This window comes from Leifsonia sp. 71-9 (assembly GCF_001898805.1).
Taxonomy (GTDB): Bacteria; Actinomycetota; Actinomycetes; order Actinomycetales; family Microbacteriaceae; genus Leifsonia.
Window position 1 is genome coordinate 139,030 of sequence record NZ_MKVJ01000019.1, and the last position, 16,560, is coordinate 155,589.

At 62.9% G+C, this 16,560-nt stretch carries 15 protein-coding genes; 7 read left to right on the forward strand and 8 right to left on the reverse strand.

Annotated elements, in window-relative coordinates:
- Nucleotides 1–35: 35 nt before the first annotated feature.
- Nucleotides 36–1,223: a site-specific integrase gene (locus BGO91_RS14710; protein WP_290473483.1), complete on the reverse strand. Its 1,188-nt coding sequence runs from the start codon at nt 1,221–1,223 to the stop codon at nt 36–38.
- A 108-nt stretch (nt 1,224–1,331) separates the two neighbouring features.
- Between BGO91_RS14710 and BGO91_RS14715 the strand changes: the two genes are divergently transcribed.
- From BGO91_RS14715 to BGO91_RS14725, 3 genes are all read left to right on the forward strand, one after another.
- A complete protein-coding gene (locus BGO91_RS14715) occupies nt 1,332–1,517 on the forward strand; it encodes a hypothetical protein (RefSeq protein ID WP_290473484.1) in 186 nt (61 codons plus the stop codon).
- Nucleotides 1,510–2,163 (forward strand): hypothetical protein, encoded by a 654-nt coding sequence (locus BGO91_RS14720; RefSeq protein WP_290473485.1) that lies wholly within the window; start codon nt 1,510–1,512, stop codon nt 2,161–2,163. Before BGO91_RS14715 ends, BGO91_RS14720 begins: the two co-directional genes overlap by 8 nt.
- Before the next feature lie 113 nt (nt 2,164–2,276).
- A complete protein-coding gene (locus BGO91_RS14725; RefSeq protein ID WP_290473486.1) occupies nt 2,277–2,567 on the forward strand; it encodes a hypothetical protein in 291 nt (96 codons plus the stop codon).
- Between the two features lie 947 nt (nt 2,568–3,514).
- On the opposite strand, the gene BGO91_RS14730 is transcribed toward BGO91_RS14725, so the two are convergent.
- The 3 genes from BGO91_RS14730 to BGO91_RS14740 form a co-directional block, all read right to left on the reverse strand.
- Nucleotides 3,515–4,627: a cation diffusion facilitator family transporter gene (locus tag BGO91_RS14730; protein ID WP_290473487.1), complete on the reverse strand. Its 1,113-nt coding sequence runs from the start codon at nt 4,625–4,627 to the stop codon at nt 3,515–3,517.
- Entirely contained in the window at nt 4,624–4,998 is a 375-nt protein-coding gene (locus BGO91_RS14735; RefSeq protein ID WP_290473488.1) for a metalloregulator ArsR/SmtB family transcription factor, read from the reverse strand. Before BGO91_RS14735 ends, BGO91_RS14730 begins: the two co-directional genes overlap by 4 nt.
- A gap of 289 nt (nt 4,999–5,287) precedes the next feature.
- A complete protein-coding gene (locus BGO91_RS14740; RefSeq protein ID WP_290473489.1) occupies nt 5,288–5,692 on the reverse strand; it encodes a four-helix bundle copper-binding protein in 405 nt (134 codons plus the stop codon).
- Nucleotides 5,693–6,674: 982 nt separating this feature from the next.
- On the opposite strand from BGO91_RS14740, the gene BGO91_RS14745 reads away from it, so the two are divergent.
- The 4 genes from BGO91_RS14745 to BGO91_RS14760 all read left to right on the forward strand — a co-directional run bounded on the left by BGO91_RS14745 (nt 6,675) and on the right by BGO91_RS14760 (nt 11,229).
- A complete protein-coding gene (locus BGO91_RS14745; RefSeq protein WP_290473490.1) occupies nt 6,675–7,943 on the forward strand; it encodes a Mur ligase family protein in 1,269 nt (422 codons plus the stop codon).
- Complete coding sequence (locus BGO91_RS14750; RefSeq protein ID WP_290473491.1) at nt 7,940–8,656, forward strand: glutamine amidotransferase; 717 nt, start codon at nt 7,940–7,942, stop codon at nt 8,654–8,656. The genes BGO91_RS14745 and BGO91_RS14750 overlap by 4 nt, the downstream gene beginning before the upstream one ends.
- Before the next feature lie 83 nt (nt 8,657–8,739).
- On the forward strand, nt 8,740–9,624 hold the full coding sequence (locus BGO91_RS14755; RefSeq protein ID WP_290473492.1) for a M15 family metallopeptidase: 885 nt from the start codon (nt 8,740–8,742) through the stop codon (nt 9,622–9,624).
- A 117-nt stretch (nt 9,625–9,741) separates the two neighbouring features.
- A complete protein-coding gene (locus tag BGO91_RS14760) occupies nt 9,742–11,229 on the forward strand; it encodes a hypothetical protein (RefSeq protein ID WP_290473493.1) in 1,488 nt (495 codons plus the stop codon).
- A gap of 53 nt (nt 11,230–11,282) precedes the next feature.
- Here BGO91_RS14760 and BGO91_RS14765 read toward each other — a convergent pair whose 3' ends face one another.
- The 4 genes from BGO91_RS14765 to BGO91_RS14780 form a co-directional block, all read right to left on the reverse strand.
- Entirely contained in the window at nt 11,283–11,585 is a 303-nt protein-coding gene (locus BGO91_RS14765) for a metal-sensitive transcriptional regulator (RefSeq protein WP_115697587.1), read from the reverse strand.
- Between the two features lie 26 nt (nt 11,586–11,611).
- Nucleotides 11,612–13,675: a heavy metal translocating P-type ATPase gene (locus tag BGO91_RS14770; RefSeq protein WP_290473518.1), complete on the reverse strand. Its 2,064-nt coding sequence runs from the start codon at nt 13,673–13,675 to the stop codon at nt 11,612–11,614.
- Nucleotides 13,676–13,914: 239 nt separating this feature from the next.
- Complete coding sequence (locus tag BGO91_RS14775; RefSeq protein ID WP_290473494.1) at nt 13,915–14,169, reverse strand: YHS domain-containing protein; 255 nt, start codon at nt 14,167–14,169, stop codon at nt 13,915–13,917.
- A 39-nt stretch (nt 14,170–14,208) separates the two neighbouring features.
- On the reverse strand, nt 14,209–16,521 hold the full coding sequence (locus BGO91_RS14780; protein ID WP_290473495.1) for a cation-translocating P-type ATPase: 2,313 nt from the start codon (nt 16,519–16,521) through the stop codon (nt 14,209–14,211).
- Nucleotides 16,522–16,560: the final 39 nt, after the last annotated feature.

Genomic DNA, 16,560 nt, shown 5'->3' on the forward strand with positions numbered 1-16,560 from the left:
GTGGTTACGCGGAAGTCGGGGCCTTTGCCCTTTCCTCAGCCAGCCGATTTAGCTCTCCGTGCCCACACTTTGCCCACACTTTTCTGATGACCTCCCTCATTGAGGCGCATCGCGACCTCGTCGAGGTCGTCGTCGAAGAGGTCGGCGTAGGTATCGAGGGTCATCGCGGCGGACTTGTGGCCGAGCATCCGCTGGACGGCTTTGACGTTCGCCCCCGAGCTGACGGCCAGGCTCGCGGCTGTGTGTCGGAGGTCGTGAGGCGTGAGTCGCTCGAGGTCTGCTGCTGCGAGCGCTGTCAGGAACCAGGAGCGCTTGTTCTTGCTGGCGCTCGGGCGGCGAAGAAAGCCGCCGAAGCGATCGGCGAAGACGAGGTCGTCGAGGCCCTTTCCTCCGCAGAGTCGAGCGAGCGGCTCGGAGAGGAAACCGGGGAACGGGACGGAGCGTCGCTCCCAGGACTTGGGGAAACCCTCGATGATGTTGCCGTCTACCTCGGTGGCGGTGTGGTTGATCTCCAGCCGGCGCCGCTCCAGTGAGACATCTCGGACACGGAGGCCGGTGGCCTCTGCCCAGCGGAGTCCGCAATAGGCGAGGACCATCAAGAGCGTCGCCTGCATGTCGGTGTCGGCGGCCTCGGCGAAGCGGATGACCTCTTCATGGCTGAGGTATCGGCGTGCTTTGTTCGAGTGCTTGCGCGGTGAACCGTCCGCGCCTCGGGCAACGTTCTTAGTGATTCGGCCGTCCTTGAGCGCGACGTCGAGGATGCCGGCGAGGACACCAACTGCGCGGAGCACGACGGTCGCTGATCGCGGCCTCGACGCATCAGCTGTCCACGCGGCACGTGGGTTCGACGCGGCCGACCCTTGGCCGAGCTCTCGGATCCATTGCGCGACGGCGCTAGGCCGGATGGCACCGACGGCGGCGGTTGCCCAACGCGGTTCGACGTAAACGCGCCACGACGTCTCGATCGAGTGGAAACTCGAGGGTTTCATCGCCTGTCGCTTGTTCGCGAGCCACCCCGGAGCGAGTTCGCCCACGGTGATTCGTGCCGCTTGCGGATCGACGAACGACCCCGCTGCCTTAGAAATCTCGACATTTGCCAGGTACAACTCGGCGTCGCGCTTGGTCTTGAAGCCGCGTTTGTCGGTTTGCCGATGCTCGGGGGTGCGATATCGGACGCGCCAGCGGCGGCCAGCAGTTGTTTCGTATGGCGTAACGGTTCCCATGACTACCTCCTCACTCACACGTTCCGGACATAGCCGCGATTTGGCGCGCTACCCGCGAAGCGTGTCTTGTGAATGAGACGCGCTCAGAAGAACCGCTAAATTGCACGCATGGATGACTGGTGGAGCGGCACCCACTGGTGGAACCAGCAAAGCCGGGAACCGGTCGCGATTGGTCGGGAGTGGTTGGTACCGTCGGAGCACATTGGCGTAGCTGCTTCGAGTCGCGCCTCTGCTGGCTTGCGCCGCAATGGTGTAGTCGCAATTCAGGAGGAATACGGCGTTGCCGATGATTGAAGCCTCGACGAAGCCCGTTGATTGGTTCAGCTCGATCAACTGGGGGACGGTGCCGGACTGGGTAACTGGGCTCCTCACCGCGGCAACCCTGTTCCTCGCAGTAATGATCCTCCTAGGAGATAGACGTCGTGCTAAGCGAGCCGAAGCCGACGCCTTCTCTACCTGGCCGGTTTTCATGGGCACGCACGCCGTGCCAGACCTTCCCGATTACGCCGTGGAACTCCACGCCTACAACGCGGGGGATAAACCAATCCTGTACACGATGGTGATGGTGCGGCCGGGAAGTCCGCAGCATGCGCTACAGACGATGTCCACCAAACCGATTCCTCCGCAGACCGAAGTCGTCTCGAAGATCGGCTTTGACAACATCTGGTACGACTCTCCGCTGCTCATCCAGTTCAGAGATGCAAGGGGTCAGACATGGCTCCGGGACGTCAACACGAACAAGTACATCGGCAAGAGTCAGGTGAACAAGTGGTACCGGAAGTACGGCAAGACGAGGGCAGGGATGTATCACTTCCTTTTCACAAACCGCAATCGCGACCTAATCAAGAAGGACATGGAGGAGCAGCGACTGAGATGGGAGGCCGAAGAGGCCGCGCGGGTGCCCGAGAAGACCCGCAAGAAACGTGGACGCGTGCGATGACCGCTGTGCCTGACCGTCATTGGGCACACCAGCACCTCCCAGCGCCGGCGTTTGCCGCAGCCCACCAGGCCGGCGGAGCACGGATGTCGCACGTTCGTGATTTGATTCGGCGCATGAGCGACAACGTCGACGAAGCACCTGCGTGGCAAGAGGCCATGCGGCGTGCGTACCTCGGTTACCTCCAGCTCAGGTATCGAGATCCTATTCAACGGCAAGCGCAAGCCCACCTTCATGACGATCTGACGTTCGTGGAAGCCCGAACATCAAGCTTTGCGTCAGCTCCCAAAGCAGTGCAACGGCAAGTCATCCGCGAACTAGAACATCAGATCGAGGTTCGCAAGTCTGGCAACGCTTCCCCGCCCTTTCAGGACTCGTCGCCGTTTTCGGGACGACCATCACGCTGATAGGCGCGATCTTTCTGGCGATCTACAACGGTTGGTTCGGGCTTGTGACCGCTCTCACCGATCCTTCGACCGGACAGGTACATGGCATAACCGCCACCGAGTCCAACTCCGTCGTCGGTGGGATCGCACCCGCGATCGTTTGCTTCGCAATCTGCTTCGTCGCAGTTGGACTCCTGGCCTTCTTCACGGCGAAGAACCGCGACAAGCGACGGGCAACAAGCGTGGTCTGGCTGCGCGCTTACAAAAGAGCGCGAACCTAAGGAGAGAGGGAGTCGGTGAGAGCGTGGGACTCGAACTCTAGCCACGGCCCGCTCAACCCCCCGCACTACTGCCAAAGTCCGCGGAAAGTCGGCATCATGGAGTGCTCAAGAACGTTACCCGATGCGCTTGGATTCTCCTCAAATGTTGTCAAAATGTTGTCACGCAATCGGGCTCGCTGAACCGGCTGAGATCCGCCCCCGAGGTGACCGCTCGGGCGACGTCAAGTACGTTCCATGGGTTTGGAAATGCTTGATCTGGCTTCAGTGGAGGGTGCATCAGCAAATGCTGCTCGTACGCACCATTGCAAACTGTCATAGCGACCGGTTTAAGGTAACGCTTTTGGAGGCTTTCTGCCGCCGGGTAGATATGCCACGTCTCCGGCACCCGCCCGGATGCAAACCCGCCGCTTGGTCAGCCTCTCTTGAGCCGCGGAGATTAGCGTCGCCGTAGAGTGTCGCTTGGCGTTGCCTGCCGATAGCGCAGCTGACGTGCATGCCGGACCACGACATGGTGTACGGCCGAATGTATTCCCGCCGCGCCGGCCCGGATGCCCGAGTCCGGAGCTCCAGCCAGTGCGAGCCGAAAGCGGCCTTGGACAACTTGCGCTGATCCAGTCACGGCGGGAGCTTCTCATCTAGCACTCGCGCCTCAGGCCGTTTCGTGAACCGAATCAGCGGTCCGTCCGGTCATCGGGTCGAATGCGCGGGGACCGGACGGAGGTGGAAGTCGTCGACGTTCCCGACCGTGCTGCGCAGGTGCGCGAGAGCATCCAGCCGGATTGTGTCAGCTGCAGCCAGGGCGCCATCGTCGACCTCGATCTCTGCTGCGCCTTGCAAACGATGACCGACCCACCGCAGTTGTACTCGGTTGACGCCGTGCACGCCGGGGGTGTCGGCGAGGGCGTGTTCGACCTTGTGGACGAGTTCGGGTTCGATGCCGTCCATCAGGCGACGGCCGACGCTACGCACGGTGCCCCAGAGGAGGATGACGATTGCGATGGAGATCAGCAGGCCAACGATCGGGTCAGCGATCGGGAAGCCGAGCATCGCCCCAAACGCTCCGAGCACGACGGCGAGGGAGGTGAATCCATCCATCCGGGCGTGGACGCCGTCGGCGACGAGGGCGGCTGAGCCGATCTTCTGCCCCACCCGGATCCGGTAGATAGCGACCGCCTCGTTGCCGGCGAAGCCGATGAAACCGGCAGCAACAACCCACCACAGGTTGTGCAGCGGCTGCGGGTTAATGAAGCGCTCGATCGACTGCCAGGCGGCGACGATCGCCGAGAGAGCGACGACAACGATGATGAAGAGACCAGCAAGGTCTTCAGCCCGACCGAACCCGTAGGTGTAGCGACGGGTGGCGACGCGACGGCCGAGGATGAACGCGATCCACAGCGGCACCGCGGTCAGCGCGTCCGAGAAGTTATGGACCGTGTCCGCCAGCAGCGCCACCGAACCACTGAGAAGCACGACAACGAACTGCAGGATCGCTGTTCCCAGCAGCAGGAACAGGCTGATCTTCAGCGCCCGAACCCCCTCGCGGCTGGCTTCCAGCGCGTCGTCGATGGATTCGGCGGCGTCGTGCGAGTGCGGCACGAACAGGTTGTAGAGGAACCCCTTGAACCCGGTCGGGTGACTATGGTGGTGGTCCTGGTCGTGGTGGTGACCGTGGTCATGCGCGTGGTCGTGCTTCTGCTCGCCGTGCGGGTGATCATGCTCGTGATCGCCGTGGGGGCGGCGATCGTCGTGGTTGTGCTCGCCGATGACTCCGTGGTCGTGGTGCCGGTGCGGAGTGGTCACGCTGTCGCCACATCGGGTTCGGTCTGGTTGTGGTGGTGCCGGGGACTTCCGCCGAGGGCGTGTTCGGCTTGGAAGATGGCGTCCGAAACCAGCTGTCGGGCGTGCTCGTTGGCCAGCTGGTAGAAGACGCGGGTGCCTTCCTGCCGGGTGGAGACGATTCGGGCGAGGCGAAGTTTTGCCAGGTGTTGGGAGACTGACGCGGGTGTCTTGTCGAGGATGTCGGCGAGATGGTTGACCGAGAGTTCCTGGTCGCGGAGGGCGAGAATAATCCGCACCCGGGTGGCATCGGCGAGCATGCCGAACACTTCCACGGCCAACTCGACGTACTGGCTGTCGGGCAAGCGCCCACATATCGCGTTATCTGCATCCATACGCAGATTATGGCATAGGTTGTCGGGACTGAGGTCCCAGAGTCGCGTGAGAAGGGCCGGGACATCGATGGAGGAAACTGATGGCGCGCAGTCTGACGTGTAAGGCGTGTGGCGAGGTCATTGTGGGTGATACCGACGACGACTTCGTGGAGAACGCTCGAAAACATGCTCGCGGGCACGGCCACGTGGGCCCGGCACTGACAAGGGAGCACATTCTGACCCGGTTTGAGCACAACCACTCGGGCGATCACAGCCATGACGGCCGCGACCACTCAGACCCGCAGGCTGGTTAGAGACTGGCGATGAGGTCGGCGCAGGCCCGTTCGCAGCGCCGGCATACATCGGCGCAGATGCGGCAGTGTTCGTGCATGCTGGCGTGCTTGTCACATTCGTCTGCGCACGCGCTGCAGGCCGCGCGGCACGATTCCAGTGCCGCTCGGGTGACGTTTGCGTCGTAGCCGGTGTGTCGGGAGAGCACGTTGGCGGTGGAGGCGCAGATGTCGGCGCAGTCGAGGTCAGTGCGCACGCACTTGACCAGGTCTGCGACCATCTCCTCGCTAAGGCACGCGTCCGCGCAAGCGGTACAGGTTTGCGCGCACTCGATGCACGCTTCGATGCAGGCCACGAGCTTCTGCCGGTCGACGTCGCCGAAGTCGGCGGGGTAGCTGTCGAGCATTTGTTCAACGGCGGACATAGTGCTTCTCCTTCACGATCAGCAGCCCCTACATGGGCGAGGGTACGCCGAAAGTGCAGGCCGCACGATCTTGCTCGACGCGATTGATTGCCGATCCATTGCGGGCTCGGAATGGAGTGCAGGCGCAAGGCTGCACATCCGTACCCCCTAGCGGCAATCGATCCCCCCGACAGACGGACCCTTTCCGAGCGGCAGGCCGCGACGCCAACGAGGTGAGCGCATCGTCCTGATCAGCGGCGTAGTTCGGGCGACGGCTCCACGAGCTTTGGGAGAAGCCGGGCAATTGGATCACTCAACTTCTTCCGACGATGTCCGCTCGGTCGTTGCTCAGCACTGCTCCGGGTCCTCGCGGGCAACGCAACGCACGCGGAGCGCGGGCGAAGCGACCGTTCAGGACAGTTTGCGAGAATGATCCTGATCGAGCTAGTAGGGGATGAACATGAATCGCGCACACGATGCCAATGGGCATCCTCGCACGCGCGCGTTTCTGCTGGCATTGGCCATGTTGTTTGTCGCAGTTCTGGTGACCATGGCATGGGTCCATTCAAGTCCTCGCCATGCCGTTGGCGGCTTCCCTGCGGATGCCGTGGTGGCGGCGCAGCCGAGTCCGGTTGACGCTGTGCATGACCCGTCCGAAAGCCACAGCGACAATAGCTCCTCCGCGGAATCAGAAGACCATTCGTACCTTCGTTCTCGCCACAGCGACACACCTCTCCCCCTAGCCAACGTGGTGGCCGTTCGAAGCGCCGCCACGGCGCCCGTCGACCTCAGACGCGTTCCGACGCGTGCACCCAATGAACGACTAGTCGCTTCGCCGGACTGGTCTGTCGCAGTGGTCAAAATTTCAGTGAGTCGAACCTAGGAATCATCTTCCCGGGACCGTCGCGTCCCGATCCGATGTACCTACTAGCCGCCAGGCGCGGCATGTTCTCGCGTCATCCCCTGCGCGCCACGGTTCGCCGACTCATTGAAAGCCCCAACCATGAAACACTTCCTCTCCATTTGTCTAGGAAAGACTGTTCGATCTCTGCTGCGACTCGCCCGCCGCGGATCTGCGCTCCCCGGCCTGATAGTCGAACGAATCGATGGTGCGCTCCTCCCGGACGTGCTGGCCTCCCTACCCCGCGGCGTGGTGGTGGTCGCCGGAACTAACGGGAAGACCACGACAACCAAACTCATCGTTGAAGTTCTTCGAGCGCACGACCTGAAGGTCTTCTCAAACCCGAGTGGCAGCAATTACAGCCGCGGCATCCTCTCGTCGCTTTTGGGACAAATCTCGTTCTCAGGCCGACTCGATGCAGACATTGCCGTGCTTGAACTCGACGAGGGACACGCGGCCGCGTTTGTGAGCGCGGTGCCGCCACGACACTCTCTCATTTTGAATGTGATGCGAGATCAAATGGATCGATATGGCGAGATCGACCACACGACGAATTTGCTACATCAAGTCGCTGTGGCAACTACGCACGATGTCATCGTCAACGATCTAGATCCCCGGCTACACAGTGAACGCTTTCTGCAAGATGTCGACGCTGCCGTATCAACCTTCAGCGCATCCCCTGAACTTCAACCCCTATTTCCCGGGGACGACGAGCTGCTTGAGACGGATCAACGGGCAAAGATCGCAATCTTCGACCAGACCACGCTTGAGCGGATTGAGCCAACTCCTGTCGCATCATTTGACGGCGCTTCGCTTCCATTCACGCTCCCATTCGGAGGTTCGTACAACTCCCTCAACGCGGTCGCTGCCCTGTCGATCAGTCGTGCCGTTCTCGGTAGCGATTTCGATCCACACCGCGCTTCCGAAGCACTAGCCCACGCAGCGCCCGCGTTCGGGCGCGGCGAACTCATCACGTTCAAGGGACAGACGATCCACCTGGTCTTGGTTAAGAATCCCGGCGCATTCCGGGCAGCGTTGGAATCGTACTCGGGCGACGGCGCTCACACGATGATCGCGCTCAATGATCATGACGCCGACGGGAAAGACGTCTCCTGGATTTGGGATGTCGATTTCGCCCCCCTCAAATCCGACAAAGTGCAGCTCGTGACCGGAACACGCGCGCCCGATCTTGAGCTGCGGCTTCACTACGACGACATAGCGGTGGCCATCCGCGAACCTGATATTCGACGCGCATTGGACCTCTTCGTCAAGACTCCAACGCCGACTCTCAAGCGCATCTACTGCACGTACACGGCGATGCTCGCGATCAGACGCACGCTCCGTCCCGGAATCCTTGGAGAAGCAGCATGAAGCGCACGCTTACAATCCTGTCGCTTTACCCCGCGCAGATGAACGTCTACGGCGACCGCGGCAACGTGCTCGTCCTCCGGCGTCGCCTGGAGTGGCGAGGCTACCGAGCCAACGTGCACGAACTCCATCCCGGCGAAACGCTCCCCCGAGACGTCGATCTCGTCGTCGGCGGAGGCGGCCAGGACCGCGGACAGGTCGCAATTCAACCGGACCTTCTTCGACACCGTCACGACTTGCGGGCAATGGCCGAAGACGGCACCCCAATGCTGATGGTGTGCGGGTTGTACCAGTTGTTTGGCCATTCCTTGCAAGTAAACGACGGCACCCGACTGGCCGGGATCGGGATCCTGGACCTAGAGACCCGGCCAGCGCCCCAGCGCAGCATCGGCAACATCACCGCCGAAACGTCGGATTTTGGAACGCTCATCGGATACGAAAACCACGCCGGAGCGACCACTCTCGGCCCAGACACTCAACCCCTGGGCACAGTAGCGGCCGGCCAAGGCAACAACGGCAAAGACCGCACAGAAGGCGCACGCAGGTGGACCACCTTCGGCACGTACCTCCACGGGCCCCTCCTGCCACGCAATCCCTCCTTCGCCGATCACCTCATCCGCGTCGCGCTCGAACGTCGCTTCGGCCAGGTCGAGCTGCCTGATCTCAGCCACGCTGCCGAACAGCTGGCGCGGGCCTCCGGAAGTCGGCGTCGGTGACGCCCCGACATGCCCGAGGGCTGGAAACTCGAATCGCGCAAGCCCGAAGGGCTAGTCGCGAAACGTTCGCTCTGCTGCGCTCGATGTGGGCTGACTATACGCACTTGCGGCCGCTGGCGCTAAGGCCTTACCAGGAGCGCCTGACCTTCGCGTGGTCAATTATTACCGGCGCAATTCTCATCGCAGCAGTGACGGTGAGCCTTGGAGCGGTCTACGGCATCATCGCTCCCGCCGGCACTATCGACCGCGGCCTCAGCGAACCTGCGACCGCTACCTCTCCCCCAGAGACGCGACCGGTCCCCAGCATCGCGCCCACTCCGGTGCAGCTGCGAGTGTACTCGCTGACTGACCCCGGTAGCCCTTGGTTCCTCGTCAACAAGCTCCGCCCCATCCCCGGCGCTGCCACCTATGAACCCGGTGACCTGACAACCCTCCCCCCGAATATCCCCAACCCAAATGGTCAATCCCTCCGCCGGGCTGCAGCAGCAGCATTCGTCCAGCTCGCCGCCGCCGCGAAAGCTGAAACCGGAGCGACTCTCGTCGCCCAAAGCGGATACCGCTCCTTCAAATACCAGACCGATGTCTACGCCTCCTACACAAAGTCCGACGGAGGAGCTTCGAACGCGGACGCAACGAGCGCACGACCCGGTTACAGCGAACATCAGACGGGGATGGCTGTCGACATCCTCGACACGCAAAGCGGTTGCGGGCTCGAGGACGATTGTTTCGGAAGGTCGCCCACGGGGGTGTGGCTTGCTGCAAACGCCTACCGATACGGATGGGTCCTTCGCTACCCGCCCAAAAAATCGATGGTCACGGGGTTCGCTTACGAGCCATGGCACTTTCGGTGGGTCGGCACAGCGTTGGCGTCCCAGCTCCGCGACAGCGGAAAGCAGACATTGGAAGAGCTCTTCGGGCTTGCTCCCGCGCCCAACTATTCTGACCAACCAGAAATGACCGCACACTAGCTAAACGCTGTCTCACGCTCTCTTCGACCCGGGGAACAGACACCAGCGCGAGTAGGTCCGCTGTGACTACTCCCAGGCAACCTTCCGGTATACCCCGGGTGGGTATATCATCCAGTTATGGATCCCGCCTTGCCGACCGGTGTTGGGCGCCCGAGTGGGTGGATGATTGTCGGCGCGAGCGGGCTGGGGCTCGCGTCGGCGTATTGGGACGACTCGTGGCATTCCACGCTCGGCCGAGATAGTGCCCTGATTCCTCCGCATCTTCTGTTGTACGCATCGATCGTCGCGGTTGGCTTAATCTTGGGTCTCTGGGCGGTGCGGATACTTCGCGTTACTCGTTCCTTGAATGCCCTTGTTCGCGCGCCGGGGCTAATCCTCGCCGCGGCAAGCGCTACTGCCACAGCGATCGCCGCTCCCGCTGATGCCTTTTGGCACAGTACTTTTGGTCGCGACGCAGTCTTGTGGTCGCCTCCGCACCTGCTGTCGGTGATTTCAACGACGGTCCTCTTGGGTGCGATGCTGGTCAGCGTTTCGGATCGACCGTGGCGCCAGTTGCAGATCGGGCTATCCGCCGTCGTGCTGGCTGCAGCTCAGATCCTTGTGATGGAGTACGACACGGATGTCCCTCAGTTCAGTGAGAAGCTCTATCTGCCTGTTGCTCTGCTCTCGTTGCTGAGCGCTGGGTGGGTGATCATTCGCACGACCGGGTTCCCATTCGCCCTCACAACGGCGATCGTCGCGTATTTCCTGTTGCGCGCGGCGCTGACCGCCGGGCTCACCGGGGCGGGTTGGTTGGCGCCGGACCTGCCGCTTGCGCTTCTCGGGCTGGCGGCCGTTGATCTTCTTCAGAGCCTGCCACGGTTGCGATGGTTGGTCGCCGCCAGTATCGTGGCCGCCCTTGAATCCTTCCTCTCTGCAATCGGGCTCAGCAGCGTGGAGATAGAGTCGATTCTGCCGTGGACGATGGCAGTGGTGGGCGCGGCTCTCGTCGCTGTCTTTGTGGTCGGCGTCAGGAATCGCGCTGTTACAGCGACGATCGTTCTCCTGCTCGGGTTGAGTTTTGCGCTGCTCACACCGGAGCCGGCTAGCGCGCATGATCCCGGGCAGGGGCCGTCCTTCGGAACGGCGGCCCTTTCGGTCCAGGGTGACGGGTGGGGCGAGCTTACCGTTACCGTGGACGACTTCCGCACCACGGCGACAATGGCGGGTCGGGCGTGGCTGGTTGCCCGGCGGGCCGGCCAAACGATTACGGCACCGCTGGCGGCCGGGTCGGTGAGCAGGTCCGGTCGGGCGACCGGTCGAATCTCACTTCCACGTCCAGGCCTGTGGTTCGTCTACGCCGACGTTTCATCCTCTGTCGGGAAGCTTGAGGTGTGGCTTCCGATCTCCCAGGACTTCACTGGAACCATCAACCAAACTCGGCCCCTATATCAACCGACGGAAACTCGTGAATGGTCCCCGCCGCAATACCTCTTTGCCGTGTCACTTGTCGCGATCGGAGCGGTGCTCGTGGTCTGGTTGATCGTCTGCGTACGCCGAGTCCCGACCTCGGGAGCCACGCGGCGGTCTTACACGAGCGGCCCTCCCCCATCATTGCCTGGTTGATGAGGACTGAAGCTGCTCCCGGTCGCCCTCGTCTAGGCCGCCTGCCCGGGTGCTTACGACCGGACCAACCGCGCTATCGCGTCCGATGCTTCCTTGATCTTGGCGTCCGCTTCCGCGCCGCCCAGCTTGACCGCGTCTGTGACGCAGTGTTTGAGGTGGTCGTCGACGAGTCCAAGAGCCACCGATTGCAGCGCCGAGGTGAGCGCGGAAATCTGGGTGAGGATGTCGATGCAATACTGCTCCTCGTCGACCATCCGATACACCCCACGGGTCTGGCCCTCGATCCGCTTCAGACGGTTGAGGTATTTGTCCTTATCGGTGATGTAGCCATGCGTTGATTCGGTAGCGGTGTCCATCGTCTGTCTTTCTTCGGTTGCCTTTTTTACGCTTGTCGCGCCAGCTCTGGCGGAGCAGGTTGATCGGTTCGATCGAGCATGGCACGGGTGCTCACTTCTGGTCGCAAGTCCAGGCGACGCAACAGCTGCGCGTTCAGTGCGACGACGATCGTGGACAGCGACATCAAGATCGCGCCGACCGACATCGGCAACACGAATCCTATGGGAGCCAGAACACCCGCCGCGAGCGGCACCGAGATCAAGTTGTAGCCGGCCGCCCACCACAGGTTTTGCTTCATTTTGCGGTAACTGGCTCGGGACAGCTGGATGACCGAGAGCACCGAGCGGGGATCGTCGCTGGCGAGAATGACGCCAGCGGACGCGATCGCGACATCAGTGCCGGCGCCGATCGCGATCCCGACGTCGGCCTGGGCCAGCGCGGGCGCGTCGTTGACACCGTCACCCACCATCGCCACCTTGCGGCCTTCGGCCTGCAGTTCTTTCACCTTGGCGGCTTTGTCTTCCGGGCGGACGCTAGCGAAGTAGCGGTCGATTCCGAGTTCGGTGGCAACGGATTTGGCGACAGCGTCAGCGTCACCGGTGATCATGACGACGTCTACGTTTTGGGCGTGAAGCGCTTCGACGGCTTGCCTGGACTCTTCGCGCACTTCGTCGGCGAGTTTGAGCGCGCCGACGACCTGCCCGTCGACCAGTACGTGCAAAATGATCGCTCCCTCTTCGCGCCAGTCATAGGCGACATCGAGTTCGTAGCCGTTCTCCTGCTCCAGGAGGCGCGGGCCGCCGACCTGGACTCGAGAACCGTCAACAATTGCAGTTACACCGATCGCCGGGGACGATTCGAACCCGGTGGCTCTCGGAACAGTGAGTTGCCAGTCGTTTGCCGCGTTCACGATCGCTCGGGCGAGTGGGTGTTCGGAGTCGCTCTCTGCAGCGGCGGCCAGAGCGAGCACACGAGCCTTGTCGTAATCGTCGGTCGCTTCGATCGCGGACACGGTCGGTTCGCCCTTGGTGAGCGTTCCAGTCTTGTCGAACAAGACGGTGTTCACCGTCCGCATGCTCTCCAGCGCCAGCCGGTCCTTGATCAGCACGCCGCCACGCGCCGCTCTCTCGGTCGCGATCGACACGACGAGCGGGATCGCGAGGCCGAGTGCGTGCGGGCAGGCGATCACCAGAACGGTGATGGTACGCACGACCGCGTCGTCTGGGAGCCCGATCAGGGTCCAGACGATCGCTGTAATGATGCCGGAGCCGAGAGCGAACCAGAAAAGCCATCCAGCAGCGGTATCGGCGATCCGTTGGGCGCGGGAGGAAGAGTTCTGGGCTTCAGTGACCAGGCGTTGGATGCCGGCCAGGGCGGTGTCATCGCCGACAGCGGTGATCTCTACCCGCAGGCCGGAGTCGGTGGCGACCGTCCCGGCGATGACGATGTCACCTGAACCGCGTCGGACGGTGCGCGATTCACCGGTGATCATGGACTCGTCCATGCTCGCCGAACCGTCCACGATCTTTCCGTCGGCCGGGACGCGGCCACCGGGCCGGACCACGACCATGTCCCCGACCTGCAACTCGGACGGTGGTACCGGTATGGTCCGCTCGCCGTCGACCCGTTCGGCCTCGTCCGGTAGGAGCGCGGCCAGGGAGTCGAGGGCGGAGGTTGTCTGGGCGAGGGAACGCATCTCGATCCAGTGCCCGAGAAGCATGATCACGATCAGCAGGGCGAGTTCCCACCAAAAGTCGAGCTGGTGGTCGAGGATCCCAAGGCTCGCGCCCCACGATGCAAAGAACGCCACCGTGATGGCCAAAGCGATCAGCAGCATCATCCCGGGTTTCCGGGAACGAAGTTCAGCGGCGGCACCGATGAGGAAAGGCCTCCCACCCCACACGTACATGACCGTGCCCAGGACCGGCGAGATCCAGCCGATCCATGCAGCGTCGGGGAGGTGGTAGCCGAGGATCATCGCGAACATTTGGGAGAAGACGACGACCGGCACGGCCACGACCAGCATGACCCAGAACAGGCGATGGAATTGCCCGACGTGGTCGCCGTGACCGGCATGCCCAGTCATGTCGTGCCCACTATGCCCAGCCATATCGTGACCGTCGTGGCCCGCCATGTCGTGGCCGGCGTGGGTGGACGTCTTCGGTTCCTCCGGTCGGGTCGTGTCGTGGTGGGCGTGCGCATCCGGACCGGTCTGCACGGTGTGCGCGGGGACGGAGTGGTTGTCCCGCCCGGCGTGATTGGTCATGGTTCCTACCCTGTAACGGTTGCAGGTTTCTGTCGAGATCAGCTCTGGCGTCGAGACGACGCCTAATGCCAGTCGCGGTTGCGTCAGGCGGTGGCGTAGCGGGCGGGGTCGGCGTCGAACTTGGGTCCGCATCCGGCGCAGCAGAGGTAGTAGCGGGTGCCCTCGTAGTCGCGGTAAAGGCCAGCCGCTTCTGCGTCCGCCTTGACGACCAGGCTGCCCTTCATGACCGGGCATTCTGCCAGGTCGGTGGCGGCCGGTCCGAGCAGGTTCTGGGTCCCGGTGGGCGCCCCGTGATGGTGATCGGGTGCGCTGGGGGTGTGGTGGTGGTTGTCGGTCATGGCAGTTTCTTCCTTCGACGGTTGGGTTGGTGGGTGGGTTCAGGCGCTTTGAGGGGCCTGCTTGGCGGTCGCGCGCTGTACGAGCCTCTCTGTGTTGCTTGCGTTCGACTCGAACGAGCGGAGGCGGAGGCTGTTGCTTACGACGAAGACGCTGGAGAACGCCATCGCGGCGCCCGCGAGCATGGGATTCAGCAGGCCCAGAGCAGCCAACGGGATGGCTGCCACGTTGTAGGCGAACGCCCAGAAGAGGTTGACTTTGATTGTGCTGAGGGTGCGCCGGGAGAGACGGATTGCGTCTGCGGCGGAGCGGAGGTCGCCGCGCACCAGGGTGAGGTCCGCGGCTTCGATGGCGACGTCCGTGCCGGTACCCATCGCCAAGCCGAGATCGGCCTGGGCCAGGGCGGCGGCGTCGTTGACGCCGTCACCGACCATCGCAACGACTTTGCCTTCGGCCTGCAGCCGGGTCACGATAGCGACTTTCTCCCTGGGAAATACCTCGGCGATGACCTGCTCGATCCCAACCTGTGCGGCAACCTGGTTGGCGACAGTCTCGTTGTCGCCGGTGAGGAGTACGGGCGTAAGGCCCAGTCGTTTGAATTGTGTGATCGCCTCGGCGCTGGTGTTTTTGATCGCATCCGCTACGACGAGAACGCCACGCGCGGTTCCGTCCCAGGCGACGACGATCGCGGTTTGCCCTGCCTCTTCGGCAGCTTCCTTGGCAGTGACAAGCGTCGAATCGGCCGGAACCGACCATTCTGTCAGCAGCGAATTACGCCCGACCAATACGAGGCGACCGTTGACGACGCCCTGCACGCCCATTCCTTCAATGTTGGCGAACGACTCGACCGTGGGAAGGGTTCCGACGCGTTGCGTGGCTCCCTTGGCGACGGCTTGCGCGATGGGGTGCTCAGAGGCGTCTTCGACGGCGCCTGCCAGTCTCAGTAGTTCGGCCTCCTCGACCCCTTCGGCCGTGTGAATGGCCACGAGGGTCATCTTGCCGGTGGTGACCGTGCCCGTCTTGTCGAGCACGATCGTGTCCACCTTGCGGGTGGATTCGAGTACTTCCGGTCCCTTGATGAGGATGCCGAGCTGGGCGCCACGGCCGGTTCCGACCAGCAGCGCGGTCGGTGTCGCCAGCCCGAGCGCGCACGGGCAGGCGATGATCAAGACAGCGACAGCGGCGCTGAAGGCGGCTTCGATCGGGAATCCGCTTGCCAGCCAGACGACGAGTGTGGTGACGGCGATTGCGATCACGATGGGGACGAACACGCCGGAGATTTTGTCCGCCAGGCGCTGCACTTCGGCCTTGCCCGATTGTGCATCCTCAACGAGCTCCGCCATCTGTGCCAACTGGGTATCTGTTCCGACTCTCGTCGCGCGGACGACAAGCCGTCCGCCGGCGTTCACGGTTGCGCCCACCACGCTGTCGCCCACACCAACCTCGACTGGGACAGATTCGCCGGTCAGCATGGACGCGTCGACCGCGCTCGTGCCGTCCACGACGACACCGTCGGTGGCAATCTTCTCCCCTGGGCGCACCACGAACTCGTCCGCGACGGCGAGCTGATCGGTGGGGATGCGCGTCTCGATGCCGTTACGGAGCACGGCCACGTCCTTGGCGCCGAGCGCCAGAAGGGCGCGCAATGCTGCACCAGCCTGGCGCTTCGAACGTTTCTCGAAGTATCGGCCGGCTAGGACGAACATCGTCACTCCGGCAGCGACCTCGAGATAGATGTTGCCGGCGCCGGTGTTGTGGGCGACCGAAAATTCAAAACCGTGGGTCATCCCTGGCATTCCGGCCGTGCCAAAGAACAGGGCATATAGAGACCAGAGCAGGGCAGCGGACGTGCCGACGGAGACAAGCGTGTCCATCGTCGCTGCCCCATGCCGGAGGTTGATGAACGCGGCCTTGTGGAACGGCCAACCGGCCCACACGATCACCGGGGCGGCCAGCGTCAATGACAACCATTGCCAATCGGTGAACTGGAACGCCGGAACCATTGCCAGCGCGATCACCGGAACAGAAAGCGCGATGCTCCCGACCAGTCGCTGTCGCAGCGCAATGTGCTCCGCGTCGGGGGCGTCCTCGGGCGCTGCGTTTTGCGGAGCCACGACCGGAAGCGTGGCGCTATATCCTGCCTTCTCCACCTCGGCGATCAGCGTCTGCGGATCGAATTCGGCCGGGGCGCTCACCCGCGCCTTCTCGGTGGCGTAGTTCACCGTCGCGTTGATCCCGTCGAGCTTGTTCAGCTTCTTCTCGATTCGCATCGCGCACGATGCGCAGGTCATTCCCCCGATTTCGAGTTCGATGTTCGCGGCAGGAGGTGGTACGAGCGCTTCGTTTGTGGCCATGTGATCCTCCGGGATCGGGCAGCGCCAACAGGCGGATGA